The following is a 26,449-nucleotide window of genomic DNA, read 5'->3' as shown; positions in this document are numbered from 1 at the left end:
CCGCCCAGCCGAACGCCGACGACCTGGGCCTCTTCGACGACGCCACCCGTCCGCTCCGCACCGTGTCCGCGGGGGTGGCCGCCCCCCGGCCCGACGACCCCGCGCCCCGCAGCCGCCGTCGGCGCGGTGCGCTGATCGTGGCGTCCGGGGCCGCCGTGGCCGTACTGGGCGCGGCGGGCTGGGCGAGCGGGCTGTTCTCGTACGACACGCCGTCGCGGAACACCGCCGCCCCGGACGACGTCAGGGCGGGCCTGCCGGACGCGTCGTCGGCGGCGCCCTCGGCGGAGCCGTCCTCCGAGGCCCCGCCCGTCTCCCCCGACGCGTCCGCGTCCGTCTCGGACTCCCCGTCCGCGAGCGCGAGCGCGTCGGGGTCGCCGTCGCCCTCGGCGTCCAGTTCCGCGCCGAGCGCGTCCGCGAGCGACGGGCCGTCGGCGACCCCCTCGGCCGACGCCGAGTCGTCCGCGCCGGCCGTGGCCCCGGAGCCGGAGCCGGAGGAGCCGGTCGACACCGCTCCCGTGCTGCGGCGTGGCGACCGGGGACCGGAGGTCGTCGAGCTCCAGCAGCGTCTGCGCCAGGTGTGGCTGTATCAGGGGGACATGAACGGCCAGTACGGCCGCCGGGTGGAGGAGGCCGTGCGCCACTACCAGTGGTCGCGGGGGATCGACGAGGAGCTGGGCGTGTACGGCCCGCAGACCCGCGCCCGCCTGGAGGCGGAGACCGGAACGCCCTGACGGACCGGCAGCAGCAGGAGCGGGGCGGCAGCCCGCGGCCCGTCACTCCCCGCGTCACCCCTGGTCCGTCACTCCCCGCCCGTCACTCCGAGACGTGCAGCAGGATCGTGCCGTCCGGCGTGCGCTCCACCCGTACCTGGGTGAGGTCGCGGACGACGACGTCCGGCCGGTGGAAGCCGGCGCGCGGGCCGATGCCGACCACCCGCATCCCGGCGGCGCGCCCCGCGGCGATCCCCGCGCCGGAGTCCTCGAAGACGACGCAGTCCGCCGGGTCGACGCCCAGCTCGGCCGCGCCCTTCAGGAAGCCCTCCGGGTCGGGCTTGCTCGCGCCGACCGACTCGGCGGTGATCCGAACCGCGGGCTGTTCGAGGCCGGCGGCGGCCATTCGCGCCGTGGACAGGGCGACGTCCGCGGAGGTGACGAGCGCGTGCGGCAGCCCGTCGAGGGAGGCGAGGAACTCCCGGGCGCCCGGTATCGCGACGACGCCCTCGGTGTCCGCGGTCTCCTCCGCGAGCAGCCGGGCGTTCTCGGCGTAGTTCTGCTCCATGGGCCGGTTCGGCAGCAGCAGTGCCATGGAGGCGTAACCCTGCCGGCCGTGCACCACCTTCATGACCTCGTCGCCGTCCAGCCCGTGGCGCTCGGCCCAGCGGCGCCAGATGCGCTCGACCGAGGCGTCGGAGTTGACGAGGGTGCCGTCCATGTCGAGCAGGAGGGCGCGGGCGGGGAGTACGGCGGTGGCGGTGGCCGTCATGGGCTGCTCCAAGGCGGTAGTGCGGGACCGTGGAGGCGGTTCCCGTGCGGGACAAGGCGGCCCCGCCCGCCGGTCAGGGAAAACGGGCGGGAGCCACTTTGTTCAACCACGGTACAAAACATCCCGGCCTCCCGCCACCGCCTCCACGGGGTGTTCACCGACGGGACGGCCGTGCGTCACCCGGCGACCGCCTCCCACAGGCTCCATACGCCCAGGCCCAGCATGAGCAGCGCGGCGATCCGCGTGATCAGCTTCAGCGGCACCCGCTTCATCAGCGCCTTGCCGCCGACGATGCCCAGACCGGCGACCGCCCACAGCGCCAGCACGGCGCCCAGGCCGACGGAGAGCGGGTCGTCGTAACGGGCGGCGAGGTTGGCCGTCATGATCTGCGTCAGGTCGCCGAACTCGGCGACGAGGATGAGCATGAACCCGGCCCCGGCGACCTTCCAGAAGGACTGGTCCTCCGGCTTGCGGATCTCCTCCTCGTCCTCGTCCTTCTTGAGCAGCAGCATCGCCGCGCCGCCCAGGAAGAGCACGCCCGTGACCGCGTGCACGAGCTGCTGTGGCAGCAGGGTCAGCACACTGCCGGCCGCCACGGCCAGCGCGACATGCACCGCGAAGGCGGCGGCGACGCCGGCGAAGACGTACGAGGCGCGGTAGCGGGTGCCGAGGACGAGACCGGCGAGCGCGGTCTTGTCGGGCAGTTCGGCGAGGAAGACGACGCCGAAGACGACGGCCGTCACGGTCAGGCTGATCAACGGTTCCTCAATCGGTCGGGGCCGCCCCGCCGAGAGTGATGAGCTTTCGCGCAAGACGCCTCGGCACGACAGCACACTCGGCGCCCGAGCCGTGGGGCGCGGGCGTGCACTGCTTGCCGAAGGTCTCGCTGGCAGGACCCCTCACGGGTCCGCCTCCGGGCGCCGGCTCAGGCGGGCTGAGCAGTATGTCGACGGTCCGGCGAAGAGCTACTCCCCTTCTGCGCCGTCCATCGTACGCGACGCCCGCGCGCGGCCTCGTACGCGGAAACTTCACACCTGAACCATAGACGTGTCATGAGCGCGTCATTAGCTTCTTACCGGACCCTCGCCTCCCGGCAACACGGCGCCGCGAGCATTCCCCTGCACGCACGCCAACGCCCGCACCCCACAAGGGAGTTCGCATGTCGAAGTTCTACGCGCGTCGACGGCTCAGCATAGCCGCGGCGCTCACCGGACTCATAGCTTCCGTCGGGCTGTTCAACGCCCCGGCCGCCTCCGCCGCCCTCCCCACCCCGGTCAGCGCCGCCACCGCCCGCAGTTACCTCGCCACCCTCGACGTCCGCACCGAGAGCCGCACCGGCTACGACCGTGACCTGTTCCCGCACTGGATCACCCAGTCCGGCGCCTGCAACACCCGCGAGACCGTGCTCAAGCGCGACGGCTCAGGCGTCGTCACCGACTCCTCCTGCGCCGCCACCAGCGGCAGCTGGTACTCCCCGTACGACGGCGCCACCTGGACCGCCGCCTCCGACCTGGACATCGACCACCTGGTACCGCTCGCCGAGGCCTGGGACTCCGGCGCGGGCTCCTGGACCACCTCCCGGCGCCAGGCCTTCGCCAACGACCTGACCCGCCCGCAGCTCATCGCCGTCACCGACAACGTCAACCAGGCCAAGGGCGACCAGGACCCCGCCACCTGGATGCCGTCCCGCACGGCCTACCGCTGCACCTACGTCCGCGCGTGGGTCCAGGTGAAGTACTACTACGACCTGTCCGTCGACTCCGCGGAGAAGTCCGCGCTCCAGGGGTACCTCAACAACTGCTGACGCCGCGCGGACGACCGCCGAGGCTGCGCCGCCCGAATTGCCGGGCGCGCGAATCTCCCCGGTGACCTCCGTCGCTGCGTACCGTACGGGGCGACGGAGGAAGGGGTCACCATGGCCGGACTGCGGCTCGGACCGCTGCTGAGGTACGTCGACGGGTCGTCCGCGACCGTCTGGGCGGAGACGGACGGTCCGGGCACCGTCGAGGTGCGCTGCCCGGACGGCACCGGCGGGACGTCCGGCACCTTCCAGGTGTACGGCCACCACTACGCGCTCGTCCGGGTCACCGGCCTCACCCCGGGCACGACGACCCCGTACGAGGTCTTCGTGGACGGCGAGCGGGTGTGGCCGCTCGCCCGGGAGCCGTTCCCGTCGTTCCCGCCGTCGGTGATCCGCACCCCGGCCGGCGACGACCGGCGCGTCTCCTTCGGCTCCTGCCGCTGGGCCTCCCCGCCCACCGGGGAGCCCGACCCGGTGGGCCCGGACGCCCTGGACGCCCTGGCCAAGCGCCTCGCCGCCGACCCCGACGGCGAACGCCCGGACGTCCTGCTGCTCCTCGGCGACCAGGTGTACGCCGACGAGACCTCCGACGCCACGAAGGAGTGGCTCGCCAAGCGCCGCGACCTGAGCGAGCCGCCGGGCAGCCAGGTCGCCGACTACGAGGAGTACACCCACCTCTATTACGAGTCCTGGCTCGACCCGCAGGTGCGCTGGCTGCTGTCCACCGTCCCCACCTGCATGATCTTCGACGACCACGACGTCATCGACGACTGGAACACCTCCGCCTCCTGGGTCGAGGACATGCGCGCCACCTCGTGGTGGCGGGAGCGGGTGCTCAGCGGGCTGATGTCGTACTGGGTGCACCAGCACCTGGGGAACCTCTCCCCCGCCGACCTCGACGCCGACCCGCTCTACGCGGCCGTGCGCGAGGCGCCCGACGGCACCGGCGCGCTGCGCGACTTCGCCTCCCGGGCGGAGGCCGACGCGACGGCCGTGCGCTGGAGCTACCGGCGCGACTTCGGCCGGGTGCGGCTGGTCATGGTGGACAGCCGCGCGGCCCGGGTGCTGGAGGAGGGGCGCCGCTCGATGCTCGACCGGGACGAGGCCGACTGGCTGCGCGCCCAGATCTTCGACGGCCGCGGCTCCTACGACCATCTGCTCGTCGGCACGTCCCTGCCCTGGCTGCTCCCCCACCTGGTGCACGACGTCGAGGCGTGGAGCTCCGTGCTGTGCCGGGGCGACAAGGGCCCGCGCTGGGCGCGGCTCGGGGAGAAGCTGCGGCGCGCGGCGGACCTGGAGCACTGGTCGGCGTTCCCGGACTCGTTCGAGGAGCTGGCGGAGCTGCTGGCCGAGGCGGGCAGCGGCCACGACGCGCCCGCCACGGTGTGCGTGCTCTCCGGGGACGTCCACCACGCCTATGTCGCCGAGCCGGACTGGCCGGGGCGCGCGGCGCCCGAGGCGCGGGTGGTGCAGCTGACCTGCTCCCCGGTCCACAACTCCATCCCCGCCTCGATGCGGGTGGGCTTCCGCTTCGGCTGGAGCGCCGCCGCCCGGACCCTCGGCCGGGCGTTCGCGCTGCACGGCGGACTCGGGCGGCCGCCGGTCGCCTGGCGCAGGACGGGCGGGCCGTGGTTCGGCAACCAGCTGATGACGCTGGCCACCCGGGGGCGTTCGGCGGTGCTGCGGCTGGAGCACGCCCGGCAGGAGGGGGCCGGGGTGCGGCTGCGGCGTGTCATGGAACGGCAGCTGAGCCGCTGAGCGGCCGAGCCGCGGAACCGCTGAACCGCCGTTGCTTTCAGGTACCTGTGGGTTTGCTGTGCGACGGGGGGCGGTTCCGGTCATGCCTGCGATCAAGGGGGTGTCCCGGGGTGCGCGGTGACGTGCGGCGGGGGTGCGCGGGAGGGGGTCAAAAGGGGCCGAAGCCGTGGCCAAATGTTGAACTTGCAAGCAAGTTTTAGGCAGACCTAACGTGGTTCTCCGACTCGGTTCCGCCCCCCTGGACCGGCCTCATCCGGGGGCCGGCCCGACCGAAGGAGACCCCCCATGAACGGACGCCTCACCAGCGCCCAGCCATACGCCCTGGGCCTGTTCCGCATGGTCGTCGGCCTGCTCTTCGCCTGTCACGGCGCCGTGTCCCTGCTCGGCCTCTTCGGCGGCACGGACGGCAACGGCTCCACCCTCGAGACCGGTGCCTGGCCGAACTGGTACGCCGCAGTCATCGAGCTCGTCGGCGGCTCGCTCGTCCTGCTCGGCCTCGCCACCCGGGCCGCCGCGTTCCTGTCGTCCGGCGCGATGGCGTACGCGTACTTCAAGGTGCACCAGCCCCAGGCCCTCTGGCCCATAGAGAACAACGGCGAGGGCGCGGCCATGTACTGCTGGGCCATGTTCCTGCTGATCTTCACCGGCTCCGGCGCCTTCGGCCTGGACCGACTGCTCGCCCGCCGCGCCTCCGCGCGGGAGGAACGGCCGGCGGAACACACCCCCGTGGCCGCCTGACCGCGCCGCACCACCGCACGACCCCGCACCACCGCCGACGCCTCCCCACGGCACCTGCCTCCCCAACGGCACACCGAGTCGTACAGGGCGCCCCCCGCCGCACGTGGCGGGGGGCGCCGCGGCGTGCGGGCGGGCCGGTCCGCGTCAGCGGGGGACGTCGGGTGGGCGAACTCCCGGCACCGGGCGGGCGAACCCCCCGTGACCTTTCCGTCACTTACCGGGCGTACGCTGTATGGCTGTCATCGGCCTCTCCTGCCACCCCTGCCGCCTCCACCGCGACAGCGCGGCAGGCGCGGGCCCACGGGGGCGTACGGGGAGTGCGAGTGGAGAGTGTCGGGTCGCTGGTCGGCAGCCCGTGGATCTACGCGGTGGTGGCCCTGTCGGTCCTGCTCGACGTGTTCCTCCCGGTGCTGCCCAGCGGGGTGCTGGTGATCACCGCAGCCACCGCGGCAGCCGCGAGCACCGCCGCCTACGTGCCCGACATCCTGGTGCTGACGCTCTGCGCCGCCACGGCCTCCGTCCTCGGCGACCTGGTCGCCTACCGCCTCGCCTGGCGCGGCGGCCCCCGCCTGGACCGCGCCCTCGCCCGCTCCCGCCGGCTGCGGGGCGCGCAGGAACGTCTCGGCGCGGCGCTGGCCCGGGGCGGCGGCGGTCTCGTCGTCCTCGCGCGCTTCGCGCCGGCCGGCCGCTCGGTGGTCTCGCTCGGCGCGGGCGCCGCCCGCCACCGCGCCCGCGACTTCCTCCCCTGGTCCGCCCTGGCGGGCCTGACCTGGGCCGGCTACAGCGTCGCCCTCGGCTACTTCGGCGGCCAGTGGCTCGGCGCCACCTGGCTGGCCGCGGCGGTCTCCGTCGGCGCCCTCCTCGCAGCGGGCGCGGGCGCGGGCTACCTGATGCGCAAACCACACCCGGCAAAGGCAGGCTAGGCACCCCGCCAGGGGCGCGTGCGGCAGACGCCCCCCAGGGGCGGCACCCTCAGGGGCGCGGGGAACTGCGCGACCAACCACAACACAACCCGCACCCGGCACACAAACAGCCCCGGCACCCCAGTAGCCGAGGGGGGCGGCAGCACCCTCAGGGGCGCGGGGAACTGCGCGACCAACCACGCCACAACCCGCACCCGGCACACAAACAGCCCCGGCACCCCAGTAGCCGCACAGAAGCAGGGGCACCGCCACTCAGCTCGCGGCACCCCCGCGGGCCGGGACCCCCCGAACCTCCAGTCCGCCCAGCAGCTCGGCCGTCGCCTCGGCGACCGCCTCGACCGCACGGTCGAACACCTCACGGTTGTGGGCGGCCGGCGCCCGAAACCCGGACACCTTCCGCACGTACTGCAGCGCGGCGGCGCGAATGTCCTCCTCCGTGGCCTCCTCGGGAAGCGCGGGCGGACGCAAAGTCTTGATACTCCGGCACATGACCCCAGTCTCGCCCCTCCCGCCGCCTGTGGCCACGAAGGAGTGAAGACCGCCCCGGAGACCCCGGAACAACTCGCCACCCAAAATCGAACAGGCGTATCATTGGGCCGTGGCTGCGACCTATGACTTTCCGAGTGACCTCCTCGCCGGTCAGGAGGAACTGCATCAGGTCCGGGCCGAGCTGTCGGCCCTGCTGAAGCGGCTCCCCTGGTCGGTCGAACCCCTCGACGGGTTCAGCGACGACAACGGCTGGCGCAAGGTCGAGCGCCCCGCCTCGCCCGGCTGGACCGAGGACGAGCAGGCCGAGGTCGAGAAGCTCCGGCGCCGCGAGCACGAGCTCGCCGTGTTCGTCAGCACCCACCGCTACTGGTCCGAGATCACCGGCTCCGACCGCGTGCGGGCCCGCTCCGCGCTGAAGCACGCCCACGAGGGCGAGGACGAGGAGCAGTCGCCGTAGCCCCCCGACGGCACAGGACCCCCGGAGACGCTCCGGGGGCCCTGTCATGTGGGCGCGGACGGTTTCGAACCGCCGACATCCTGCTTGTAAGGCAGGCGCTCTACCCCTGAGCTACGCACCCCTGACCCGCGCTCGCCGCCCGGGTCGAGTGGACAGACTACATGTCCGGGGTCACGGTCCCGCAAACCCCGTACGCCCTCAGCACGGGGGATATCCCCACTCCCGATCCGCCGGGCGGCCGGATCCCCTCCGGGCCCCCGCCTCCGTACGGTCGAAGACGTCCGGCGCCGCCGCACCACGCGGTGTCCGTCCGCCGGCCTCACGCCCAGGGGGAGCCCGTCATGACCGTCACCGCCCGCACCACCTCGCCCACCCGCGTCTCCCGTCCCGCACGGCTGCGGGTCCTCGCGCTCGCCGGGGCCGCCGTGGTGCTGGGCGCGGCGCTGACCGCCTGCGGGACGTCGGCCGCCGACGACGACGAACCCGACCGGCGCACCTTCGAGCTGCCCGGCGCCCGCCTCACCGTCGACTCCGACGAGTCCGCTCTGGAGATCGTCGCCTCGGACGAGCAGCCGGCCGGCGAGATCGCGGTCACCCGGTGGTTCCAGGGCGCCGTCGCCCTCGGCTCGGACCCGAAGGTCACCTGGTCCCTGGACGGCGACCGGCTGGTGCTGCGCGAACACTGCTCGGGCGTCGTCGCCGACTGCTCCTCCAAGCACCGCATCGTCGTGCCGCGCGGCGTCGCCGTCACCGTCGAGAGCGGCGACGGCAGCGTGCGGGCCGACGGCTTCCGCGACCCGCTGACCATCCGCACCAAGGACGGCTCCGTCCGCGTCGGCGACACCAGCGGCCCGCTGGAACTGCGCAGCGGCGACGGTTCGGTGCGCGCCGAGGTCTCCTCCCGCACCGTGCGCGCCCACAGCGGCGACGGATCCGTGCACCTCGTCCTCACCGCCGTGCCGGACCGGGTGGAGTCCCGCAGCGGCGACGGTTCGACGACCATCGACCTGCCGCGCGGCGCCTACCGCGTGGACACCTCCACCGGCGACGGCGCCGAGGACGTGTCCGTCCCGCGCGACGACTCCAGCCCCCACGAGGTGACCGCGCGCACCGGCGACGGCAAACTCACCGTCCGCACGGCGAACTGACGGGCCCGTGTGTTCGTCCTGTACCGGTGGGAGAATGACATCGGGCCGGGCGAACGACAGTACGGGAGAGGGATGTGACGGCGACACCAGCGCGACCGCACTCGCCGTCGGAACCGCGCGTGCCCCGCCTGCGCCGAGTCGCCTTCCCCGTGCCGGCGGGCGGGCGTGCCCGCCGCGCCCCCGGAGCCTTGCGGGACGCGCTCGCCCTGGCGGCCCTGCCGCTGGTCGCGGCGCTGGTGCTGCCCGCCGCGTTCGCCGGGGGCGGCACCCGGCGCTGGTTCGGCGGGCGCGCGGAGAACCAGCGCGCCGAGGCGCAGGCCGCCAAGGACGCCGCGGCCGCCGCCTTCTACGAACTCGACACCGCCCAGCGGGATCTGCGGATCTCCATCGAGACGATCACCGCCGTCGACGACTCCCCCGCCTCCCGCCGGGCCGTCGACGACTTCGCGGCGCTCGGCCGGCGCATCGACGAGGCCAGCGGCCGTTACATCAGCGCCGTCGACGCCCACGACCTCGACCGCGACGACCTGGACGCCGCCATGGCCTCCCGGGCCCGCGCCGATCTGACCGCCGCCAAGGACGAACTGGGGCGGGTCAAGCAGGACCTGGACCGGTTCGCCGACGGGCTCGGCCCGCTGCTCGGCAAGGCGGAGACCCAGCTGGCCCGGCTCGCACCCGCCGTCGAACGCGCCCGGCAGGCACTGCTCGCCGCCTCCCAGGCCCTGGACACCGCCCGCGGCTCGGGGTTGAAGGCCGACGACCTCGCCGCCCGGCTGGCCGCCCTCTCCCCCGAGCTGACCAAGCTGAACCAGGGCGCCGGGCAGCACGGCGTGCCCGGCACCCTGGACCGGGCCGCCCGCGTCACCCGCGAGGCGGAGGCGATCCGCGTGGAGGCCGAGCGGCTGCCGGAGCGGGCCGCCGAGATCGACCACCGGCTGGTCTCCCTGCGCACCCGCGCCCAGGCCCTCACCACCCGCTCCGAGCAGGTCGAACCCGTCCTGAGCGAACTGCGCCGGCGCTTCACCGCCGCCTGCTGGCAGGACCTCCAGGGCGTGTCCGAGCTCGCCGAGCGCAACGTCCGGCAGGCGGAGGACCGCCTCGCCGAGGCCCGCTCGGCCCGCGACGAACAGCGCTGGGCCGACGCCACCTCCCTGCTGTCCACCGCGCGCGCCCTGCTGAACACCACCGACGAGGCCGTGTCCGCCGCCGGGGACCGCCTGCACCGCCTCAACGCCGTGCAGAAGAACCCCGAGCAGGAGATCGAACGCACCCGGTTCGCCATCCGGGACGCCCAGCGGCTCGCCATGGCCGGCCGCAACACCCCGGACCCGCGCCACGCCCGCCCGCTCGACGACGCCGTCGCCCGGCTGGAACGCGCGATCGCCGGGCTGGAGGGCCGCCACCCCGACTACTGGCACTTCCTCACCGAGACGGAGGCGGTCCGGGACACCGTGAGCCGCGTGGTGGCGCAGATCCGGGAGGAACGCGGCGCCGGCGCCAACTGACCGGCCCCCTCCCGCCGGTCGGTCCGGTTAACCTGTGCCCATGCCTCGCTACGAATTTCGCTGCCGCACCTGCGGCGACACGTTCGAACTGAGCCGTCCGATGGCGGAGTCCTCCGCCCCCGCGGCCTGCCCGGCGGGCCACGACGACACGGTCAAGCTCCTTTCCACGGTCGCGGTCGGCGGCACCGCCTCCGCGGCGGCCCCGGCCCCCCGCGCGGGCGGCGGAGGCGGCGGCTGCTGCGGCGGGGGCTGCTGCGGCTGACCCCGCGCAGCCCGGCCCGGCGGATCAGCTGCCCAGGTAGCGGAGCACCGCCAGCACTCTGCGCGAGTAGCCCTCCCCTCCGCCCGCCAGCTCCAGCTTGTCGAAGATCGCGTTGGTGTGTTTCTCCACCGCGCTCTGCGAGATGTGCAGCCGCCGGGCGATGGCCGCGTTGGTGTGTCCCTGCGCCATCTCGGCCAGCACCGCACGCTCCCGCGCGCTGAGCCGGGCCAGCGGGTCGACGTGGGTGGTGCGGCCGAGCAGCTGCCGGACGACCTCCGGATCGAAGGCGGCCCGCCCGGCGGCCACCCGCTCCAGCGCGTCCAGAAACTCGTCGACCTGGACCACCCGGTCCTTCAGCAGATAGCCCACCCCTTCCGACTCACCCGACAGCAGCTCCGTCGCATACCGCTTCTCCACGTACTGCGAGAGCACCAGCACCCCCACATCGGGGCGGCTGCGGCGGATCTCCAGGGCCGCGCGCAGCCCCTCGTCGGTGTGGGTGGGCGGCATCCGGACGTCGGCGACCACCACGTCCGGCGGGGTCGCGGCGACCGCTTCCATCAGCCGGTCCGCGTCGCCGACGGCGGCGAGCACCTCGTGCCCCTCCTCCGCCAGCAGCCGCACCAGGCCCTCCCGCAGCAGGATGGAGTCCTCGGCCAGGATCACGCGCACGGCAGCTCCGCGGTCACCAGCGTCGGCCCGCCCGGCGGACTGCGCACATCCAGCCTCCCGTCCAGGGCGGCCACCCGCCGGGCCAGCCCGAACAGGCCGCTTCCCGACGCGTTCGCCCCGCCCCGGCCGTCGTCCTCCACACTCACCCGCAACGCTCCTTCCTCCGCTCCGACCGCGACGACTATCCGGCTCGGCGCCGCGTGCTTCACCGCGTTGGTGACGGCCTCGCACACCACGAAGTAGACGACCGTCGCCACCGGCCGCGCCGGCTCCCCGCTCAGCTTGTACTCCACCCGCACCGGGACCGACGCCCGCTCGGCGACCGTCTCCAGCGCCGCCCGCAGCCCCGCCTCGTCCAGGGTCGTGGGGTAGATCCGCCAGGCCACTTCCCGCAGGTCGTCCAGGGCCTGCCGGCTCTCCTCGTGCGCCTGGCGCAGCAGCCGGTCCGCGCGCTCGGGGTCCTGGCTGCGCAGGGCGCGGCCCAGCAGCATGCCGAGCGCGACCAGCCGCTGCTGCACCCCGTCGTGCAGGTCCCGCTCGATGCGGCGCCGCTCGTCGTTCACCGCGTCGACCACCGCCGCGCGGCTCGCGGACAGCTCGGCGATGCGCCGCTCCAGCTCCTCCTGGTGGCGAGGACCGAGCATGCGGCGGGCCAGCTTCCGCTCCAGCTCGGCGACCGCGAGTATCCCCTGCACGGTGAGGAAGAGCAGGAAGAGCCCGGCGAGGGACGTGTAGACGACCGCTCCGGTGTTGCGCACGTCGTCGACCAGCAGCCACAGGTACATCCAGGAGGTGCCGTAGCCGAGACCGACCGCCGCCGAGAGCATCACGACCGCGCCCAGCACGCCCAGCGCCCAGCGGGAGGCCAGATACTGCAGGGCCTGCATGTCCTCGTACACGGGAGAGGTGTGGACCCGCAGCCAGACCCTGAGCCGGGCCCGCTCCAGCTCCGTCATCTTCCGCGCGCACGCGAGGACCGGGCGGAGCGCGGCCCTGCGGGGCCGCGGCCAGGCCACGACGAGCAGGATCAGCAGGCCGGCCAGGGCGGTGCCGAGCAGCTCGACGACGGCCGCGGCGGCCCCCCACATGAGGCCGACCGCGCACCGCACCACACGCCGTGCCATGACTCGCATGATCGCGAGACTAGCCGGGGCGTCCAGGGGCACACACTGCGGAAAACCGCAATTCCCCCTGCGGAGAACCGCAAGGGTCCGTGCGGGAAGCCGCACCCGATCGTGCGGCTTTCCTCAGCGACCCTTCAGCTCCGATTTCCTAGCGTGGACGGCATGACATCGATCGCAGCGCAGACGATCACGGCGGCCTCGGGCGCGGACGCCGGACCCGGATGGGTCAACGACCTGATGGACGCCCTCGGCGCGCCCGGGGCCGGCCTCGCCATCGCGCTCGAGAACCTCTTCCCGCCGGTGCCGAGCGAGGTGATCCTGCCGTTGGCGGGCTTCGCCGCGAGCAACGGGCGGATGGGCTTGTTCGCCGTGCTGCTGTGGACCACCGCCGGCTCGGTGATCGGCGCGCTCGCCCTGTACGGGGTGGGGGCGCTGCTGGGCCGGGAGCGGACGCTGGCCCTCGCGGGGCGGCTGCCGCTGGTGAAGGTCGCGGACGTGGAGAAGACGGAGGCGTGGTTCCTGCGGCACGGGTCGAAGGCGGTGTTCTTCGGCCGGATGATCCCGCTGTTCCGGAGTCTCGTGTCCATACCCGCCGGGGTGGAGCGGATGCCGCTGCCGCTGTTCCTCGGTCTGACCACGCTGGGCAGCGCGATATGGAACACGGCGTTCGTGCTCGCGGGATACCTGCTCGGGGACAACTGGACGCAGGTGACGTCCGTCGTGTCGGCCTATTCGAAGGTGGTGCTGGCGGCGGCCGCCCTGGCCCTCGTGGCCTTCGTCGTCATACGCCTGTCCCGCTCGGGCGGCGGCAGCCGTCGCGCCGGCCGGGGACGGGCGGAGGCCGGCTCCCGCGACACGGACGGCGAGTCCGACTCCGACGCGGACGCCGGCGCCCGTGCCGGGAAGGACGCCGGTGCCCCGTCCGGGAAAGCCCGTCCGGCGCGGCACCAGGCCGCCGACACCCTGAGCCTGCGCCGCCCCGACTGATCCACCGCCGGGTCCCGGCAGGGCCCCCGGCCAGCCCGGGGAAGAGCCGCGGCCGGCCCCCCGGCAGGGCTCCGGCCGGCCCCCGGCGGGACTCCGGCTCAGCGGGAGCGGACGGTGCGGAGGAACTCGCGGAGGATGCGTTCGCCGGCCAGGACGCCCCGCTCGGGCAGGGCGCGGACTCCGGGGGCCGTCCAGGAGGCCTCGGCGAGTTCGCCGTGGCCGGGGCGCCAGCTCAGGTCGGCGGCGAGGAGGAGGTCCGCGTCCAGGAGGGAGTCGCCCGCGGCGAGGGTCAGGTCGGCGCCGGAGCGCCGGGCGACCTCCCGCATGGCGGCGCTCTTGGTCAGCGGCTTGGGGACGGCGTAGATCTTGCGGCCCTGGAGGGAGACCGTCCAGCCGCGGTTCTCCGCCCACTCCCCGAGTTCCTTCACCCACTCCTCGTGCAGCAGCTCGCGCTCCACGACGAGATAGGCGAAGAGGTCCTCGGCGGTCCGGTGCTTGCGCAGCCACACGGGGTCGGCGGTGCGCAGCAGGTGGTCCTGGACCTCGGACAGCGGGGCACACTCGTCGGCCAGCCGGGCCTGGACGCTTTCGTGCCAGTCCCGGTCGGAGACGCCGTCGACCAGTAGATGGCCGCCGTTGGCGCAGATCGCGTAGGTGGGAGGAGGTCCCGGGAGGTTGATGCGCTGGTACTGCTTGCGGGTGCGGGTGGTGGTGGGGACGAACAGGGCCTCGTCGCCCAGCTCGGTGAGGAGGTGGCCCGCGGTCTCCGTCAGGTAGGACAGGGGCCGGCTCTCGTGGACCTCCACGCACAGCAGCCGGGGCGCCCGCGCGTCGGGCATGGTCAGGGCGAGCGCGGCGGCGGAGTAGATGAGGGTGCGGTCGAGGTCGCTGGCGACGATGACGGGCATCAGCGGGTCACCGCCGTGCCGTCGGCGCCGGTGGCGCCCCGGGTGTAGCGGGGGTGGATCAGGCCGACGCAGGTGTAGGGCAGGCCGGGGACCTCCTCCACGGGGACGCCCCGCTGCTCGGCGAGGAGGCGGACGTGGTCGAGGTCGGCGCCGGCCCCGGCGCGGGCCAGTACCTTCCAGGGCACCCGGCGCAGCAGCACGCGGGTGGTCTCGCCGACGCCGGGCTTGACGAGGTTGACGTCGTGGATGCCGTACTCCTCGCTGATGCGCTCCACGGCGGCCCAGCCCTCCCAGGTGGGCGTGCGGTCGGCGGCGAGCAGGTCCTTGGCCTCGGCGCAGGCGGCCTCGGCGACCTCCTCGAAGCGGGCGGAGACGGCGTCCAGGAAGGCCACCGACAGGTCGGCGCCGGCGAGTTCGCGGTAGTACTTCGCGCCGTGGTAGTCGTCGGGGCCGACCAGGTCGGCGCGGAGCACGGTGCGGGAGATCAGGCCGGAGACCGTGGAGTTGAGGCAGGCGGAGGGGATCAGGTAGTCCTCGCGGGTGCCGTAGGTGCGGACGCAGGAGCCGGGGTCGGCGAGGACCGCGATCTCCGGGTCGAAGCCGGTGACGCCCTCGGCCTTCTCGAACGCCTCGACGGCCTGGGCGAGTTCGCGGGTGATGGCGCCCTTGCCGGTCCAGCCGTCGACGAACACGACGTCGCGCGGGTCGTGGTGGCCGGCCAGCCAGCGCAGGGCGTTGGCGTCGATGCCGCGGCCGCGCACGATGGAGACGGCGTAGTGCGGCAGGTCGAGGCCGTGGCGGTGCTGTGCCCAGCGGCGCATCAGGATGCCCACGGGGGTTCCGGCGCGGGCGAGGGACACGAGTACGGGACGGGGCGACCGTTCGGCGAGGACGGTCTCGGTGACCACGCCGACGGCGTGCGCGAGGCGGGCCGCCGAGGCGTCCAGGGCGTTCTGGAAGAGCCGCTGGTACTGCTCGCTCGGCTGGTACTCCACGGGCAGCGACTCGGCGTAGTGGGCGCCGCCGCTCTGGATGGCCTCCTCGCGCTCCTCGGTCGGCGCCTCCAGCGTCACGTCCGAGAGGTCCTGGAGCAGCCAGCCGACCTCCTCGGGCGCGTACGAGGAGAAGGCGGGGCCGCGGAGGGGCTCGGGCAGCATGGTGGCGGGCCTTTCGGGGGCGTCCTGGGCGACGGGGGGCACGTACGACGGTACGACCGCGAGGAGGACGTGCGGGGTGTGTTCGGCGAGCCGGGCGAGCAGGCCGCCGGGGGCGTGCAGCGCGGGGGTGTCGGCGGCCGAGTCGACGACGGCGACGACGGCGTCGAAGCCGGCGGCGGCGACGTTGTAGGCGTAGCGCTCGCCGGGGCCGTCGGCGGGGTCGTCGTGGGCGGGGAAGGCGAGGCGGGTGCGGATGGCGTACCCGGGGTCGTCGACGGCGAGGACGGGTGAGCGGGTGGTGGTGGAGAAGCGCACGTCGGCGGGGGTGGTGCGCTCGAGTTCCGCGGCCAGCCGCAGGGGGGCGTACATGAGTTCCTCGAAGCCGAGGACCAGGACGCGGCGCGCGGTCGCCGGGAGGGCGGCGGCTATTCGGTCCGCCATGGCGGGAAGGGCGGCTTCCAGCCGGGTGCGGTGGTTCGGCGTGAAGCCGTGACGGCCTCCGTCGGGGAGGTTCGCCGGCCAGCGGAGGTCCACGCGGGTGATGCGGTCCGTCGGCGGCTGCGGGCCGGTGGGGGCTTGTCGCGCAGTTCCCCGCGCCCCTGGGCCGGCTGTCCGACCGGCGCCCTGAGGGTCGCCGGTGGCAGCCTCGAACTCCGCGACCAGCGCCTGCCCCTTCTCCAGGACGCCCGCGGGCAGCCGCACCGTGCCCGACGCTGTCGTCACCAGGTCGATCCGCGCGCCGATCTCCCGGGCGAACTGCTCCAGCCGCCCGGCGTCCGCCGGCGACCGCATGTCGACCAGGGCGACCACCACGTACTGCTGCCGCGGGTAGCGCGTGTGCAGGTCGCGGACGGTGTTCAGCACCGTGTTGCCCGTCGAGAACTCGTCGTCGACGAGCACCAGCGGTCCGTCCCCGGCGAGCAGGGACGGGTCCTCGGGCAGCAGCAGGTGGGAGGTGGCGTGCGAGTGGGACTCCTCGAAGCCGCCGGCGGTGGCGACCCCGGGGACCGGGCGGCGCGTGGAGTGCAGGTAGGGCGCGGCGCCCAGGCCGTCTGCGACGGAGTGACCGAGGCCGGTCGCGGTCTCGGCGTACCCGAGCACGACGGCCCGGCCGGCCGCGGCGTCGCCCAGCAGCTCCCGTACCCGGCGGCCCAGCTCGACGCCGTGCCCGTACACCACGGACGGCGTCTGGGGCACGTGCTTGCCGAGGACGTTGGAGACCAGCAGGTGGGCGCGCTTGGGGTTGCGCCGCAGCGCCAGCCCCAGCATCCCGCGCAGCCGTTCGTCGCCGGCCAGCTCGACGCCGAGCCGCTCGGCGACCCAGGTGCCGGACCAGGTGTTCACTCTTCTCTCCCTCTCGGTCACTGCGCCGGACGCCCCGCTCACTCGGCCAGGCCGGCCGCGAGCAGTTCGACGAAGCCGATGTCCTCGTTGGCGACGCCGAAGACCGTGGCGCGCAGCAGGGTCCGCTCCGCCCAGGCGCGGTGCGGCTTCACCTCGTTCATCTTGTTCGTGTACGCGGACCGCAGTACACCCCCGCCGTCGCGTTCCGGCCGGAGGATGTCCTGGGCGTCGCTGAACTCCTCGTGGCTGACGACGGACAGCGCGTGCACGGGCAGCACGTGGGAGGGGTGGATGCAGGTCTTGCCGAGCAGGCCGTTGGCCCGGTCCAGGGAGATCTCGCGGAGCAGGCCGTCCATGGCGTGCTCGATGAGCTTCTGGCGCAGGGCCGTGGCCTCGACCTCCAGGAAGGGGCTCTGCCGCAGCTGCGGCTTGAACATGCGCTCCTGCACGTGAAAGTACTCCCAGACGGGCCCGGTCACGGTGAATCCGGTGCCGTCGGCGCGGCCGAGCATGTTGACCACGTCGGAGATGACGGAGGCGACGACCTGGATGTCGTAGGCGGTCATGTCGGGGCCGCGGCGCAGCCCGTAGGAGGAGCAGAAGTCGGTGACGCCGAGGCGCAGGGCGAGGACGCGGTCGCGGTACTTGTCGACGGCGCGGAAGATGCCCTCGAGGGTCTCCACGCGGCTCTCGCGGTAGAGCAGCTCGGGCGACTCCAGCACGGGCATGGCGAACAGCCGGCGGCCGGAGGCGGACTCGGCGGCGCCGAGCGCCTCGAGGAAGGGCAGGCCGCGCTCGCCGGTGAACTTGGGCAGGACGAATCCGGACAGCACCGCTACGGCGGGGCCGAGGCGGCGGACCAGGTCGCCGATCTGCTCGGGCCGGCGGACCCGGACGAACAGCAGCGGCAGGTCGGCCCGGGGGCGTCCGGCGAGGTCGGTGAGCTGGCGGACCAGGTTCTCCTCGCCGGCGGCGACGTCGGCGTCGCTGATGGAGTCCTCCAGGCACAGCACCATGGACACCACGCCGTGGGTGCCCTGCTTGAGGACGTCGTCGGCGAGCCGGGGCCGGGTGGCGGGGCTGTAGAGGGTGGCGCCGAGGGCCGCGGACAGCAGCCGGGCCGGGGAGTCGGCGGTGAACTCGCAGGGCTCCCGGTAGAAGAGACGTTTCCGCACCTCAGGGGCGATGTGCCCGAAATGACGCATTGAAACTCCCCCGTGGCAGTGATGGACTTTGTCGATGGCCGGAAGGTGGCCGGTAATAGTACGTAGAGGTCCATGTCGGCGGTTCCCGCCGGGCATGAACTTCAGGTAACCCCGTGATGTCGGAGCCAACCCCCCGCGTTGTCGTGACCAGGACGGAGAAGGCAGGATGACCGCATGACGCACGCGATGCTGAAGGGGTCGAACGTTCCTCTCGAGGCCACCACGGTACGCGCCGTGCTGCGCTGGTCGCCCGGGCAGGGGGTGCCGGACGTGGACGCCTCCGCGCTGCTCCTCGGTCTCGACGGCCGCGTGCGCTCCGACGAGGACTTCGTCTTCTACAACCAGCCCCGGCACCCGTCCGGGAAGGTGTGGCGGCTCGGCAAGAAGCGCGTCGCCGAGGCCCTGACCGACACGATCCAGACGGACCTCGCCGGTGTCGAGTCCGGTGTCGGCCGGATTCTGCTCGTCGCGTCGGCTGACGGCGTCACCTTCGACCGCGTACGGGAGCTGCGCATTCTGCTGTACGACGCGCAGAACCCGGACGGCGAGGCCCTGGCGTACTTCGACGTCAAGCCTGAGACGGGCCAGGAGACGGCGCTGATCTGCGGCGAGCTGTACCGGCGCGGGGAGGGCTGGAAGTTCCGGGCGCTCGGCGAGGGCTACTCCAACGGGCTGAAGGGCCTGGCGACCGACTTCGGCATCTCGGTGGACGAGTCGGAGGCCGCCGAGGAGCCGGACGCGTCCGCCGCGCCGGGCACGCCCGAGCCGCCCGCGCAGGCCCCCGCGCCCGCCTCGCCGGACGCGGTGACGACGGCGCAGATCCCGGCGCCGCCGGCCCCGGAGGTGTCCCGGCCGCTGCCGCCCGAGCAGCCGCCCACGGGCGTGCCCACGCAGCCCGCGTACGGCTACCCCCCGCAGCAGCCCCCGGCCGCGCAGCCCGCCTACGGCTACCCGCACCCGACCAGCCCGCCCGGCTACGGCTACCCGCACCCGACGAGCCCGCCCGGCCAGGGCTACCCGGCGCCCGCGCCCGCCACGGCCGCCGCCCAGGCGGCGCAGGACCGGTACGGCTTCCCGCAGCCGGCCACGGGCGCGCCCGACCCGGACTTCCGGCTGCCGCCGCAGGGACCGCAGTTCCTCGGCCGCTAGGCCGCACCGGCACCAGCGGCACCGGCACCGGCACCGGCACCGGCACCATCGGACCCGGGCCGGCCGCGGATCAGCGGTCGGCCTTGGTCTTGAAGCCCCGGCCCCACTGCAGGCCCCACCCGTACAGCCGGTCCAGCTCGGCCTGGAAGCCGTAGACGAACCGGACCTCGCGGCGCACGACGATCTCGTTCTTCACGTTCTCGATCAGCACCACCGCGCAGGAGCGGGCCTGCGGCTGGCGTTCGTCGAGGGAGATCTCGATGCGCGGGCCGTTGCTCGGGTAGAGCGTGACGACGGCCTTGGTGCGGTCGAAGGCGGGCGTCTGGTCGTAGATGTAGGCGAAGACCAGCAGGCGTTTGATGTTCTCCCGCTGGTCGAGGTTGACGTAGATCGTCTCGCCGGAGGCGGAGCCGAACCGGTCGTCGCCGCTCAGCTTCACGTACGGCGGGCCGTTGACGTCGCCGAGATAGCCGCCGAGGGGCTGCACCACGCCCTTGGTGCCGTCCTGGAGCTCGTACAGGCAGCCCAGGTCGAGGTCGACGTTGACCATGGACTGGCTGTGCCCGACGACCTCCGGGGGCTTGAGCGCCTTGAACGGATGGCGCAGCAGGCTCTCGCGCTGCGGGCCGCCGAAGTCGGAGGTGCGCATCTGCCAGCTCAGGTTGATCCGGAGGTGGCCGGTGGCCGCGCCCTGTTTGGTCAGCGACACATGGCTGTGCCGCTTGGTCAGCTCGATGGCGTTGGTGGCCGCGTTGCCGGAGTCGAAGTCGTCGTTCCGGCCGCGCCGCAGTCCGTCCAGTAAACCCATTCCCGCCCCACGTCCACTCGTCGAACCCCCGCCGGCGGCCGCGGGGCGCCGGTGCGCCGCACGGCCGACGGGGCGGCCTGCGAGGACTGCTCCTCGTGGCCGCCCCGTCGAGAGCGTTCCTCACCCGGAGGGCTGTCACACCCCGGACGGGACCTCGGTCTTCTCGCCCGTCTGTGCCTCGGCCTCCGCGATCCGCTTGTTGCGGCGCACGGAGGACCAGAAGGAGGCGCCGATCAGCACGACGCCGACGAGACCGGTGATGATCTCGTTGATCTCGTACTGGATGGTGACGAGCAGGATCAGCGCCAGGGCGCCGATCGCGTAGTGCGCGCCGTGCTCCAGGTACACGTAGTCGTCCAGGGTGCCCTGGCGGACCAGGTAGACCGTGAGCGACCGGACGTACATGGCGCCGATGCCGAGGCCGAGCGCCATGAGGACGATGTCGTTGGTGATGGCGAAGGCGCCGATGACGCCGTCGAAGGAGAAGGACGCGTCCAGCACCTCGAGGTAGAGGAACATGAAGAACGCGGCCTTGCCGGCCAGGGCGACCGCCGACCTTGGCTTGCCCTCGCGTGCGGCCTTCTCCTCCTCCTCGTGCTCCTGTTCCTCCTCCTCTTCGAGCTTGTCCTCGAAGTAGCCGGAGAGCCCGCCCACGATCATGTAGGTGACCAGACCGGCGATGCCGGCCAGCAGGACGGTCTCCGCCTTGTCCACGTGCGCGCCGCCGTGCTGGTGGGCGTGGGTGGCGAAGGTCATGGCGGAGATCAGCAGGACGATCAGCGCGATGCAGACCGACAGCATGTCGACCTTGCCGAGCTTGGCCAGCGGCCGCTCCAGCCAGGCCAGCCACTTGATGTCCCGGTCCTCGAAGATGAAGTCGAGGAAGATCATGAGCAGGAACATGCCGCCGAAGGCCGCGATGGCCGGGTGGGCGTCGGTGACGAGCTCCTGGTACCGGTCCTTGTCGCTGAGCGCGAGGTCGACCGCCTCGATCGGACCGAGCTGTGCGCTGATCGCGACGATGACGACGGGGAAGACCAGTCGCATGCCGAAGACGGCGATCAGGATGCCGATGGTGAGGAAGATCTTCTGCCAGAAGGCATTCATCTTCTTCAGGATTCCGGCGTTGACCACCGCGTTGTCGAAGGACAGCGAGATCTCGAGGATCGAGAGGATCGCCACGATTCCGAAGGCGGTCCACCCCCCGAAGAGGATCGCTGCGACCAGGCCGAGCGCGGTCACCGCGAACGACCAGCCGAAGGTTTTCAGAACCACTGGCTACCCCAGGTGTGTGTACGGGTCTCCCCCGCCGCCGTGGCGGCTTTACGAAACGTTGACCCCGAAGTCTAGAGCGATGCCCCTCAGACCCGACGCGTACCCCTGCCCTACTGCACGGAACTTCCACTCGCCCTGGTAGCGGTAGAGCTCACCGAAGATCATCGCCGTCTCCGTGGAGGCGTCCTCGCTGAGGTCGTAGCGGGCGAGCTCCTGGCCGTCCGCCTGGTTCACCACGCGGATGAAGGCATTGCTGACCTGGCCGAAGGTCTGGCCGCGCTCGTCCGCCATGTGGATGGACACCGGAAAGACGATCTTGTCGCACTGCTGCGGCACCTTGGACAGGTCCACCAGCAGGGACTCGTCGTCGCCCTCACCCTCGCCGGTGAGGTTGTCGCCGGTGTGTTCGACGGAGCCGTCGGGGCTGGTGAGCTGGTTGTAGAAGACGAACCACTCGTCCCCCATGACCCGGCCGCCGCTGCACATCAGCGCGCTGGCGTCGAGGTCGAAGTCGGCGCCCGTGGTGGAGCGCGCGTCCCAGCCGAGCCCGACCATCACCTGTGTGAGGTTGGGTGCGGCTTTGGACAGGGAGACGTTTCCCCCTTTGGCGAGCGTGACGCCCATGATGCTGGTCCCCCTCCGGGTGGTGTTTCCAGGTGGTCCTGCGCTCCCCCGCGAGGGGGCGTCCCCGGGCGCCGCGCGTGTGGTGCGCGGCGCCCGGGCGGTGGCCGTGACGGACGGCCGATCGGGTCCGTACCCGGGACGTGCCCGTCTCAGACGTTCACGCCGAAGTCCTGCGCGATGCCGCGCAGGCCGGAGGCGTAGCCCTGGCCGATGGCGCGGAACTTCCACTCCGCGCCGTGGCGGTACAGCTCGCCGAAGACCATGGCGGTCTCGGTCGAGGCGTCCTCCGACAGGTCGTACCGGGCGATCTCGGCGCCGCCGGCCTGGTTGACGACGCGGATGAACGCGTTGCGCACCTGGCCGAAGGACTGCTGGCGGTTCTCGGCGTCGTAGATGGAGACCGGGAAGACGATCTTCTCGACGTCGGCCGGGACCGTGGCGAGGTTGACCTTGATCTGCTCGTCGTCGCCCTCACCCTCACCGGTGAGGTTGTCGCCGGTGTGCTCGACGGAGCCGTCGGGGCTCTTGAGGTTGTTGAAGAAGATGAAGTGCTGGTCGCTGGCGACCTTGCCCGAGTTGTTCAGCAGCAGGGCGCTGGCGTCGAGGTCGAAGTCGGTGCCGGTCGTGGTACGGACGTCCCACCCCAGTCCGACGATGACCGCGGTCAGGCCCGGCGCCTCCTTGCTCAGCGATACGTTGCCGCCCTTGCTGAGGCTGACTCCCACGAGTCCTCCCTTGGTGTCCCGGGGGCGGGATGCCCCGTTGTGCATGGATGTCGGATCAACGAGTCGATCCTAGTGACGGGTTCCCCCGGCCCGCAGGCCCTGGGGACGGACGGTCACAGGGTGTCGAGCGCCGCGAGGTACTCGCCGGCGTCCCGGGCGTCCGCCATCGCGCTGGTCACGGTGGCGCGCACGACGCCCTGCCGGTCGATCACGAAGGTTCCGCGGACCGCGCAGCCCTTGTTCTCGTCGAAGACGCCGTAGGCGCGCGAGACGTTGCCGTGCGGCCAGAAGTCGCTGAGCAGCGGGAAGGGGAGGTCCTCCTGCTCGCCGAAGACGCGCAGGGTGTGGATGGAGTCGTTGGAGACGGCGAGCACCTGGGCGTCGCGCTCGGCGAACTGCTCCAGCCGGTCGCGGATCTCGCTCAGCTCGCCGGTGCAGACACCGGTGAAGGCGAACGGGTAGAAGAGCAGCACGACGTTCCTGTGCCCGCGGAAGTCGGACAGGCGCACCGGGGCGCCGTGATTGTCCTTGAGTGCGAAGTCGGGGGCCTGCGCTCCGACCGGGATCGTCATCGTCGTCCTCGTGGGTCCGGGGTGGTGCCGTGCGGCCACCCTACGCAGGCCGGACGAGGGTCCCGCGAACGGGCCGACGCGTGCGACGCACGTCGTCGCCGGCCCGTCCGGGGATGTGTCACCGCTTCGACTTGGCCGCCTTCGGGGTCGCCAGCCGGCTGCCGCTCCAGTCCTTGCCCACGCTGACGCTCTTGGACGCCGTCAGGCCGGCCGTGGTGGCGGCCTCCGAGATGTCGCTCGGCTCGACGTAGCCGTCCCGGCCGGTCTTCGGCGTGAGCAGCAGGATCGCGCCGCCCTCTTCGATGTACGTGGTGGCATCCACCAGCGCATCCGTCAGGTCGCCGTCGTCGTCGCGGAACCACAGCACAACGGCGTCGGCCACGTCGTCGTAGTCCTCGTCGACAAGGTCGCTCTCGATGACGCCCTCGATGGCCTCGCGGAGCTCCTGGTCGACGTCGTCGTCGTAGCCGATCTCCTGGACCACCTGCCCGGGCTGGAACCCCAGCCTGGCGGCAGGGTTCGTCCGCTCCTCCGCGTGGTCCGCGGTCGCGCTCACGGGTTGCCTCCTGATCATGTCTTGGGAATATCTCAGCCACGCGCGTGCGCGAAGCATTGGCCGTAGTCCACACGGGCGGGACGGATCGCGCAAGTACCCGGCCGTGCGGACCGCCGAAACGGTGACGATCCTGGCCGGGTCACCGCAACTCCAGGCACCCCGTCTCCGTCAGCAGTGATGGACACCACACCTTTGTGCCCCGTTTGGGCGTTTGGGAACCGTCTGTGGGTACGAGACTCGCATGTATTCGCCCCTTGCGTCACCGTACCGGCCGCGCCGAGGGATTACCTCTCGGTAGAGATGACGTCCGCGGCCGCGGGGTGGAGCATGGGAGCGGCGCACACCGGGCCGTGGCGAGCGAGACGACGGCCCTTTCACGGCCCTCTGACAGGTAAGGAACAGCGTGGCTTCCGCATCCGATCGCAGCCCGATCATCATTGGCGGCCTTCCGAGTCAGGTTCCTGACTTCGACCCCGAGGAAACCCAGGAGTGGCTCGACTCCCTCGACGCCGCGGTCGACGAGCGCGGCCGGGAGCGGGCCCGTTATCTGATGCTGCGGCTGATCGAGCGGGCCCGCGCCCGGCGCGTGGCCGTGCCCGAGATGCGCAGCACGGACTACGTGAACACGATCCCCACCCGGGCGGAGCCGTTCTTCCCGGGCAACGAGGAGATCGAGCGCAAGATCCTGAACGCGACCCGCTGGAACGCCGCGGTGATGGTCTCGCGCGCCCAGCGCCCGGGCATCGGGGTGGGCGGCCACATCGCGACGTTCGCGTCCTCGGCGTCGCTGTACGACGTGGGCTTCAACCACTTCTTCCGCGGCAAGGACGAGGGCGACGGCGGCGACCAGGTCTTCTTCCAGGGGCACGCCTCGCCGGGCATCTACGCGCGCGCGTACCTGCTGGACCGGCTGAGCGAGCAGCACCTGGACGGCTTCCGCCAGGAGAAGTCGAAGGCGCCGTACGCGCTGTCGTCGTACCCGCATCCGCGGTCGATGCCGGACTTCTGGGAGTTCCCGACGGTGTCGATGGGTCTCGGCCCGATCGGCGCGATCTACCAGGCGCGGATGAACCGTTACATGCACGCGCGCGGGATCGCGGACACCTCGAAGTCGCACGTGTGGGCGTTCCTCGGCGACGGCGAGATGGACGAGCCGGAGTCGCTGGGCCAGCTGAGCATCGCCGCACGCGAGGGCCTGGACAACCTGACCTTCGTCGTCAACTGCAACCTCCAGCGGCTGGACGGTCCGGTGCGCGGCAACGGCAAGATCATCCAGGAGCTGGAGTCGGTCTTCCGCGGCGCCGGCTGGAACGTGATCAAGCTGATTTGGGACCGCACCTGGGACCCGCTGCTGGCGCAGGACCGCGACGGCGTGCTGGTGAACAGGATGAACACCACGCCGGACGGGCAGTTCCAGACGTACGCCACCGAGTCGGGGGCGTACATCCGCGACCACTTCTTCGGTGACGACCACCGGCTGCGCGCCATGGTCGAGGGCATGACCGACGACCAGATCCTGCACCTGGGGCGCGGCGGCCACGACCACCGCAAGATCTACGCGGCGTACAAGGCGGCGGTGGAGCACAAGGGCCAGCCGACGGTCATCCTGGCGAAGACGATCAAGGGCTGGACGCTCGGCCCGAACTTCGAGGGCCGCAACGCCACGCACCAGATGAAGAAGCTGACGGTCGACGACCTGAAGCACTTCCGGGACCGGCTGCACCTGCCGATCCCGGACAAGGACCTGGAGTCGGGTCTGCCGCCCTACTACCACCCGGGGCCGGACTCGGAGGAGCTCCAGTACATGCACGACCGGCGCCGGTCCCTCGGCGGGTACGTGCCGACCCGGGTGGTGCGCAGCAAGCCGCTGGCACTGCCGGAGGACAAGACGTACGCGAGTGTGAAGAAGGGCTCGGGCCAGCAGTCCATCGCGACGACCATGGCCTTTGTGCGGCTCCTCAAGGACCTCATGCGGGACAAGGAGATCGGCCGCCGGTTCGTGCTGATCGCGCCGGACGAGTACCGCACGTTCGGCATGGACTCGTTCTTCCCGAGCGCGAAGATCTACAACCCGCTCGGCCAGCAGTACGAGGCGGTGGACCGGGAGCTGCTGCTCGCCTACAAGGAGTCCCCGCAGGGGCAGATGCTGCACGACGGCATCTCCGAGGCGGGCTGCACGGCCTCGCTGATCGCGGCCGGCTCGGCGTACGCCACGCACGGCGAGCCGCTGATCCCGGTGTACGTCTTCTACTCGATGTTCGGGTTCCAGCGCACCGGCGACCAGTTCTGGCAGATGGCCGACCAGCTGGCGCGCGGCTTCGTGCTCGGCGCGACCGCGGGCCGCACCACGCTGACCGGCGAGGGTCTTCAGCACGCCGACGGGCACTCGCAGCTGCTCGCCTCGACCAACCCGGCGTGCGTCGCGTACGACCCGGCGTTCGGCTACGAGATCGCGCACATCGTCAAGGACGGGCTGCGCCGGATGTACGGCTCGTCGGAGGAACACCCGCACGGCGAGGACGTCTTCTACTACCTGACGGTCTACAACGAGCCCGTCCAGCACCCGGCGGAGCCGGAGAACGTGGACGTGGAGGGCATCGTGAAGGGCCTGTACCGCTTCAGCGAGGGCACCGCGGGCTCGCTCCCGGCGCAGATCCTGGCGTCCGGGGTCGCGCTGCCGTGGGCGGTGGAGGCGCAGAAGATCCTCGCGGAGGAGTGGAACGTCAAGGCGGACGTCTGGTCGGCGACCTCCTGGAACGAGCTGCGGCGCGAGGCGGTGG

Annotated in this window: 26 protein-coding genes, 1 tRNA gene and 1 pseudogene; 12 read left to right on the top strand and 16 right to left on the bottom strand. The window is 72.5% G+C overall.

Annotated features, from left to right (window positions below; all coding sequences use genetic code 11):
- A pseudogene (locus CCN29_RS35505) lies at positions 1-508 on the bottom strand (hypothetical protein); the annotation flags it as partial.
- A gap of 7 nt (positions 509-515) precedes the next feature.
- On the opposite strand from CCN29_RS35505, the gene CCN29_RS35500 reads away from it, so the two are divergent.
- On the top strand, positions 516-731 hold the full coding sequence (locus CCN29_RS35500) for a peptidoglycan-binding domain-containing protein (protein WP_442538208.1): 216 nt from the start codon (positions 516-518) through the stop codon (positions 729-731).
- 82 nt (positions 732-813) lie between these two features.
- Here CCN29_RS35500 and CCN29_RS01960 read toward each other — a convergent pair whose 3' ends face one another.
- Entirely contained in the window at positions 814-1,482 is a 669-nt protein-coding gene (locus tag CCN29_RS01960; RefSeq protein WP_006135356.1) for an HAD-IA family hydrolase, read from the bottom strand.
- Positions 1,483-1,658: 176 nt separating this feature from the next.
- Positions 1,659-2,240: a TMEM165/GDT1 family protein gene (locus CCN29_RS01955; RefSeq protein WP_086679763.1), complete on the bottom strand. Its 582-nt coding sequence runs from the start codon at positions 2,238-2,240 to the stop codon at positions 1,659-1,661.
- 401 nt (positions 2,241-2,641) lie between these two features.
- Between CCN29_RS01955 and CCN29_RS01950 the strand changes: the two genes are divergently transcribed.
- The 4 genes from CCN29_RS01950 (at position 2,642) to CCN29_RS01935 (ending at position 6,702) form a co-directional block, all read left to right on the top strand.
- Complete coding sequence (locus CCN29_RS01950) at positions 2,642-3,286, top strand: HNH endonuclease family protein (protein ID WP_006135354.1); 645 nt, start codon at positions 2,642-2,644, stop codon at positions 3,284-3,286.
- 111 nt (positions 3,287-3,397) lie between these two features.
- Positions 3,398-5,041: an alkaline phosphatase D family protein gene (locus CCN29_RS01945; RefSeq protein WP_086679761.1), complete on the top strand. Its 1,644-nt coding sequence runs from the start codon at positions 3,398-3,400 to the stop codon at positions 5,039-5,041.
- Between the two features lie 285 nt (positions 5,042-5,326).
- Positions 5,327-5,779 carry a DoxX family protein gene (locus CCN29_RS01940; protein ID WP_006135352.1) on the top strand — a complete coding sequence of 151 codons (453 nt, stop codon included), beginning with the start codon at positions 5,327-5,329 and terminating at the stop codon, positions 5,777-5,779.
- Positions 5,780-6,102: 323 nt separating this feature from the next.
- A complete protein-coding gene (locus CCN29_RS01935; protein WP_031018651.1) occupies positions 6,103-6,702 on the top strand; it encodes a DedA family protein in 600 nt (199 codons plus the stop codon).
- Between the two features lie 252 nt (positions 6,703-6,954).
- Here the strand turns inward: CCN29_RS01935 and CCN29_RS01925 are convergent, their stop codons facing one another.
- Entirely contained in the window at positions 6,955-7,191 is a 237-nt protein-coding gene (locus CCN29_RS01925) for a DUF2277 domain-containing protein (RefSeq protein ID WP_031018655.1), read from the bottom strand.
- A gap of 109 nt (positions 7,192-7,300) precedes the next feature.
- Here CCN29_RS01925 and CCN29_RS01920 point away from each other — a divergent pair, with 109 nt between their 5' ends.
- A complete protein-coding gene (locus CCN29_RS01920) occupies positions 7,301-7,648 on the top strand; it encodes a DUF8825 domain-containing protein (RefSeq protein WP_006135346.1) in 348 nt (115 codons plus the stop codon).
- 49 nt (positions 7,649-7,697) lie between these two features.
- Here CCN29_RS01920 and CCN29_RS01915 read toward each other — a convergent pair.
- Positions 7,698-7,769: transfer RNA gene (locus CCN29_RS01915), tRNA-Val, on the bottom strand.
- 220 nt (positions 7,770-7,989) lie between these two features.
- On the opposite strand from CCN29_RS01915, the gene CCN29_RS01910 reads away from it, so the two are divergent.
- The 3 genes from CCN29_RS01910 (at position 7,990) to CCN29_RS01900 (ending at position 10,563) form a co-directional block, all read left to right on the top strand.
- Entirely contained in the window at positions 7,990-8,796 is an 807-nt protein-coding gene (locus CCN29_RS01910) for a DUF4097 family beta strand repeat-containing protein (protein WP_086679757.1), read from the top strand.
- A gap of 74 nt (positions 8,797-8,870) precedes the next feature.
- Complete coding sequence (locus CCN29_RS01905; protein ID WP_086679755.1) at positions 8,871-10,301, top strand: coiled-coil domain-containing protein; 1,431 nt, start codon at positions 8,871-8,873, stop codon at positions 10,299-10,301.
- A gap of 40 nt (positions 10,302-10,341) precedes the next feature.
- Positions 10,342-10,563: an FmdB family zinc ribbon protein gene (locus CCN29_RS01900; RefSeq protein ID WP_039988362.1), complete on the top strand. Its 222-nt coding sequence runs from the start codon at positions 10,342-10,344 to the stop codon at positions 10,561-10,563.
- 24 nt (positions 10,564-10,587) lie between these two features.
- On the opposite strand, the gene CCN29_RS01895 is transcribed toward CCN29_RS01900, so the two are convergent.
- Both CCN29_RS01895 and CCN29_RS01890 read right to left on the bottom strand, forming a co-directional pair.
- Positions 10,588-11,235 (bottom strand): response regulator transcription factor, encoded by a 648-nt coding sequence (locus tag CCN29_RS01895; protein ID WP_442538207.1) that lies wholly within the window; start codon positions 11,233-11,235, stop codon positions 10,588-10,590.
- The gene (locus CCN29_RS01890) at positions 11,226-12,368 is read right to left on the bottom strand and encodes a sensor histidine kinase (RefSeq protein ID WP_189408230.1); all 1,143 of its coding nucleotides are present in this window, start codon (positions 12,366-12,368) and stop codon (positions 11,226-11,228) included. Before CCN29_RS01890 ends, CCN29_RS01895 begins: the two co-directional genes overlap by 10 nt.
- A gap of 153 nt (positions 12,369-12,521) precedes the next feature.
- Between CCN29_RS01890 and CCN29_RS01885 the strand changes: the two genes are divergently transcribed.
- Positions 12,522-13,346, top strand: coding sequence for a DedA family protein (locus CCN29_RS01885; RefSeq protein ID WP_442538206.1), 825 nt, complete (start codon positions 12,522-12,524; stop codon positions 13,344-13,346).
- A gap of 98 nt (positions 13,347-13,444) precedes the next feature.
- Here CCN29_RS01885 and CCN29_RS01880 read toward each other — a convergent pair whose 3' ends face one another.
- From CCN29_RS01880 to CCN29_RS01870, 3 genes are read right to left on the bottom strand one after another with little or no spacing between them, the layout of a single operon-like run.
- Entirely contained in the window at positions 13,445-14,254 is an 810-nt protein-coding gene (locus CCN29_RS01880; RefSeq protein WP_031018669.1) for an HAD family hydrolase, read from the bottom strand.
- The gene (locus tag CCN29_RS01875; protein ID WP_107481662.1) at positions 14,254-16,755 is read right to left on the bottom strand and encodes a phosphoribosyltransferase; all 2,502 of its coding nucleotides are present in this window, start codon (positions 16,753-16,755) and stop codon (positions 14,254-14,256) included. Before CCN29_RS01875 ends, CCN29_RS01880 begins: the two co-directional genes overlap by 1 nt.
- 38 nt (positions 16,756-16,793) lie before the next feature.
- Positions 16,794-17,960 carry an HpcH/HpaI aldolase/citrate lyase family protein gene (locus CCN29_RS01870; protein ID WP_031018673.1) on the bottom strand — a complete coding sequence of 389 codons (1,167 nt, stop codon included), beginning with the start codon at positions 17,958-17,960 and terminating at the stop codon, positions 16,794-16,796.
- A 174-nt stretch (positions 17,961-18,134) separates the two neighbouring features.
- On the opposite strand from CCN29_RS01870, the gene CCN29_RS01865 reads away from it, so the two are divergent.
- Positions 18,135-19,109, top strand: a complete 975-nt coding sequence (locus CCN29_RS01865; RefSeq protein ID WP_031059905.1) for a TerD family protein — start codon at positions 18,135-18,137, stop codon at positions 19,107-19,109.
- Positions 19,110-19,179: 70 nt separating this feature from the next.
- Here the strand turns inward: CCN29_RS01865 and CCN29_RS01860 are convergent, their stop codons facing one another.
- From CCN29_RS01860 to CCN29_RS01835, 6 genes are all read right to left on the bottom strand, one after another.
- On the bottom strand, positions 19,180-19,917 hold the full coding sequence (locus CCN29_RS01860) for a TerD family protein (RefSeq protein ID WP_031018677.1): 738 nt from the start codon (positions 19,915-19,917) through the stop codon (positions 19,180-19,182).
- A gap of 135 nt (positions 19,918-20,052) precedes the next feature.
- Positions 20,053-21,192, bottom strand: coding sequence for a DUF475 domain-containing protein (locus CCN29_RS01855; RefSeq protein WP_031059909.1), 1,140 nt, complete (start codon positions 21,190-21,192; stop codon positions 20,053-20,055).
- Between the two features lie 48 nt (positions 21,193-21,240).
- Positions 21,241-21,816 carry a TerD family protein gene (locus CCN29_RS01850; RefSeq protein ID WP_031018681.1) on the bottom strand — a complete coding sequence of 192 codons (576 nt, stop codon included), beginning with the start codon at positions 21,814-21,816 and terminating at the stop codon, positions 21,241-21,243.
- Between the two features lie 149 nt (positions 21,817-21,965).
- Positions 21,966-22,541, bottom strand: a complete 576-nt coding sequence (locus CCN29_RS01845) for a calcium homeostasis/redox stress adaptation protein (RefSeq protein ID WP_031018683.1) — start codon at positions 22,539-22,541, stop codon at positions 21,966-21,968.
- Between the two features lie 113 nt (positions 22,542-22,654).
- Positions 22,655-23,113, bottom strand: coding sequence for a peroxiredoxin (locus CCN29_RS01840; RefSeq protein ID WP_086679749.1), 459 nt, complete (start codon positions 23,111-23,113; stop codon positions 22,655-22,657).
- Between the two features lie 118 nt (positions 23,114-23,231).
- On the bottom strand, positions 23,232-23,669 hold the full coding sequence (locus CCN29_RS01835; protein WP_031018687.1) for a DUF3052 domain-containing protein: 438 nt from the start codon (positions 23,667-23,669) through the stop codon (positions 23,232-23,234).
- Between the two features lie 403 nt (positions 23,670-24,072).
- Here CCN29_RS01835 and aceE point away from each other — a divergent pair.
- Positions 24,073-26,449, top strand: a 2,377-nt coding sequence (aceE, locus tag CCN29_RS01830; RefSeq protein ID WP_086679747.1) for a pyruvate dehydrogenase (acetyl-transferring), homodimeric type, incomplete at its 3' end; no start/stop codon positions are given.

Source organism: Streptomyces pseudogriseolus, assembly GCA_002154585.1.
Classification (GTDB): domain Bacteria; phylum Actinomycetota; class Actinomycetes; order Streptomycetales; family Streptomycetaceae; genus Streptomyces; species Streptomyces pseudogriseolus.
This window is presented reverse-complemented; position numbering and strand designations above follow the sequence as displayed.

What these genes read in the sequence shown, in the direction of transcription:
- CCN29_RS01925 (WP_031018655.1), bottom strand. Translation starts at nt 7,191, where the DNA reads ATGTGCCGGAGTATCAAGACTTTGCGTCCGCCCGCGCTTCCCGAGGAG.
- CCN29_RS01900 (WP_039988362.1), top strand. Translation starts at nt 10,342, where the DNA reads ATGCCTCGCTACGAATTTCGCTGCCGCACCTGCGGCGACACGTTCGAA.
- CCN29_RS01940 (WP_006135352.1), top strand. Translation starts at nt 5,327, where the DNA reads ATGAACGGACGCCTCACCAGCGCCCAGCCATACGCCCTGGGCCTGTTC.
- CCN29_RS01840 (WP_086679749.1), bottom strand. Translation starts at nt 23,113, where the DNA reads ATGACGATCCCGGTCGGAGCGCAGGCCCCCGACTTCGCACTCAAGGAC.
- CCN29_RS01860 (WP_031018677.1), bottom strand. Translation starts at nt 19,917, where the DNA reads ATGGGTTTACTGGACGGACTGCGGCGCGGCCGGAACGACGACTTCGAC.
- CCN29_RS01880 (WP_031018669.1), bottom strand. Translation starts at nt 14,254, where the DNA reads ATGCCCGTCATCGTCGCCAGCGACCTCGACCGCACCCTCATCTACTCC.
- CCN29_RS01950 (WP_006135354.1), top strand. Translation starts at nt 2,642, where the DNA reads ATGTCGAAGTTCTACGCGCGTCGACGGCTCAGCATAGCCGCGGCGCTC.
- CCN29_RS01850 (WP_031018681.1), bottom strand. Translation starts at nt 21,816, where the DNA reads ATGGGCGTCACGCTCGCCAAAGGGGGAAACGTCTCCCTGTCCAAAGCC.
- CCN29_RS01945 (WP_086679761.1), top strand. Translation starts at nt 3,398, where the DNA reads ATGGCCGGACTGCGGCTCGGACCGCTGCTGAGGTACGTCGACGGGTCG.
- CCN29_RS01870 (WP_031018673.1), bottom strand. Translation starts at nt 17,960, where the DNA reads ATGCGTCATTTCGGGCACATCGCCCCTGAGGTGCGGAAACGTCTCTTC.
- CCN29_RS01885 (WP_442538206.1), top strand. Translation starts at nt 12,522, where the DNA reads ATGACATCGATCGCAGCGCAGACGATCACGGCGGCCTCGGGCGCGGAC.
- CCN29_RS01890 (WP_189408230.1), bottom strand. Translation starts at nt 12,368, where the DNA reads ATGCGAGTCATGGCACGGCGTGTGGTGCGGTGCGCGGTCGGCCTCATG.
- CCN29_RS01910 (WP_086679757.1), top strand. Translation starts at nt 7,990, where the DNA reads ATGACCGTCACCGCCCGCACCACCTCGCCCACCCGCGTCTCCCGTCCC.
- CCN29_RS01960 (WP_006135356.1), bottom strand. Translation starts at nt 1,482, where the DNA reads ATGACGGCCACCGCCACCGCCGTACTCCCCGCCCGCGCCCTCCTGCTC.
- CCN29_RS01865 (WP_031059905.1), top strand. Translation starts at nt 18,135, where the DNA reads ATGACGCACGCGATGCTGAAGGGGTCGAACGTTCCTCTCGAGGCCACC.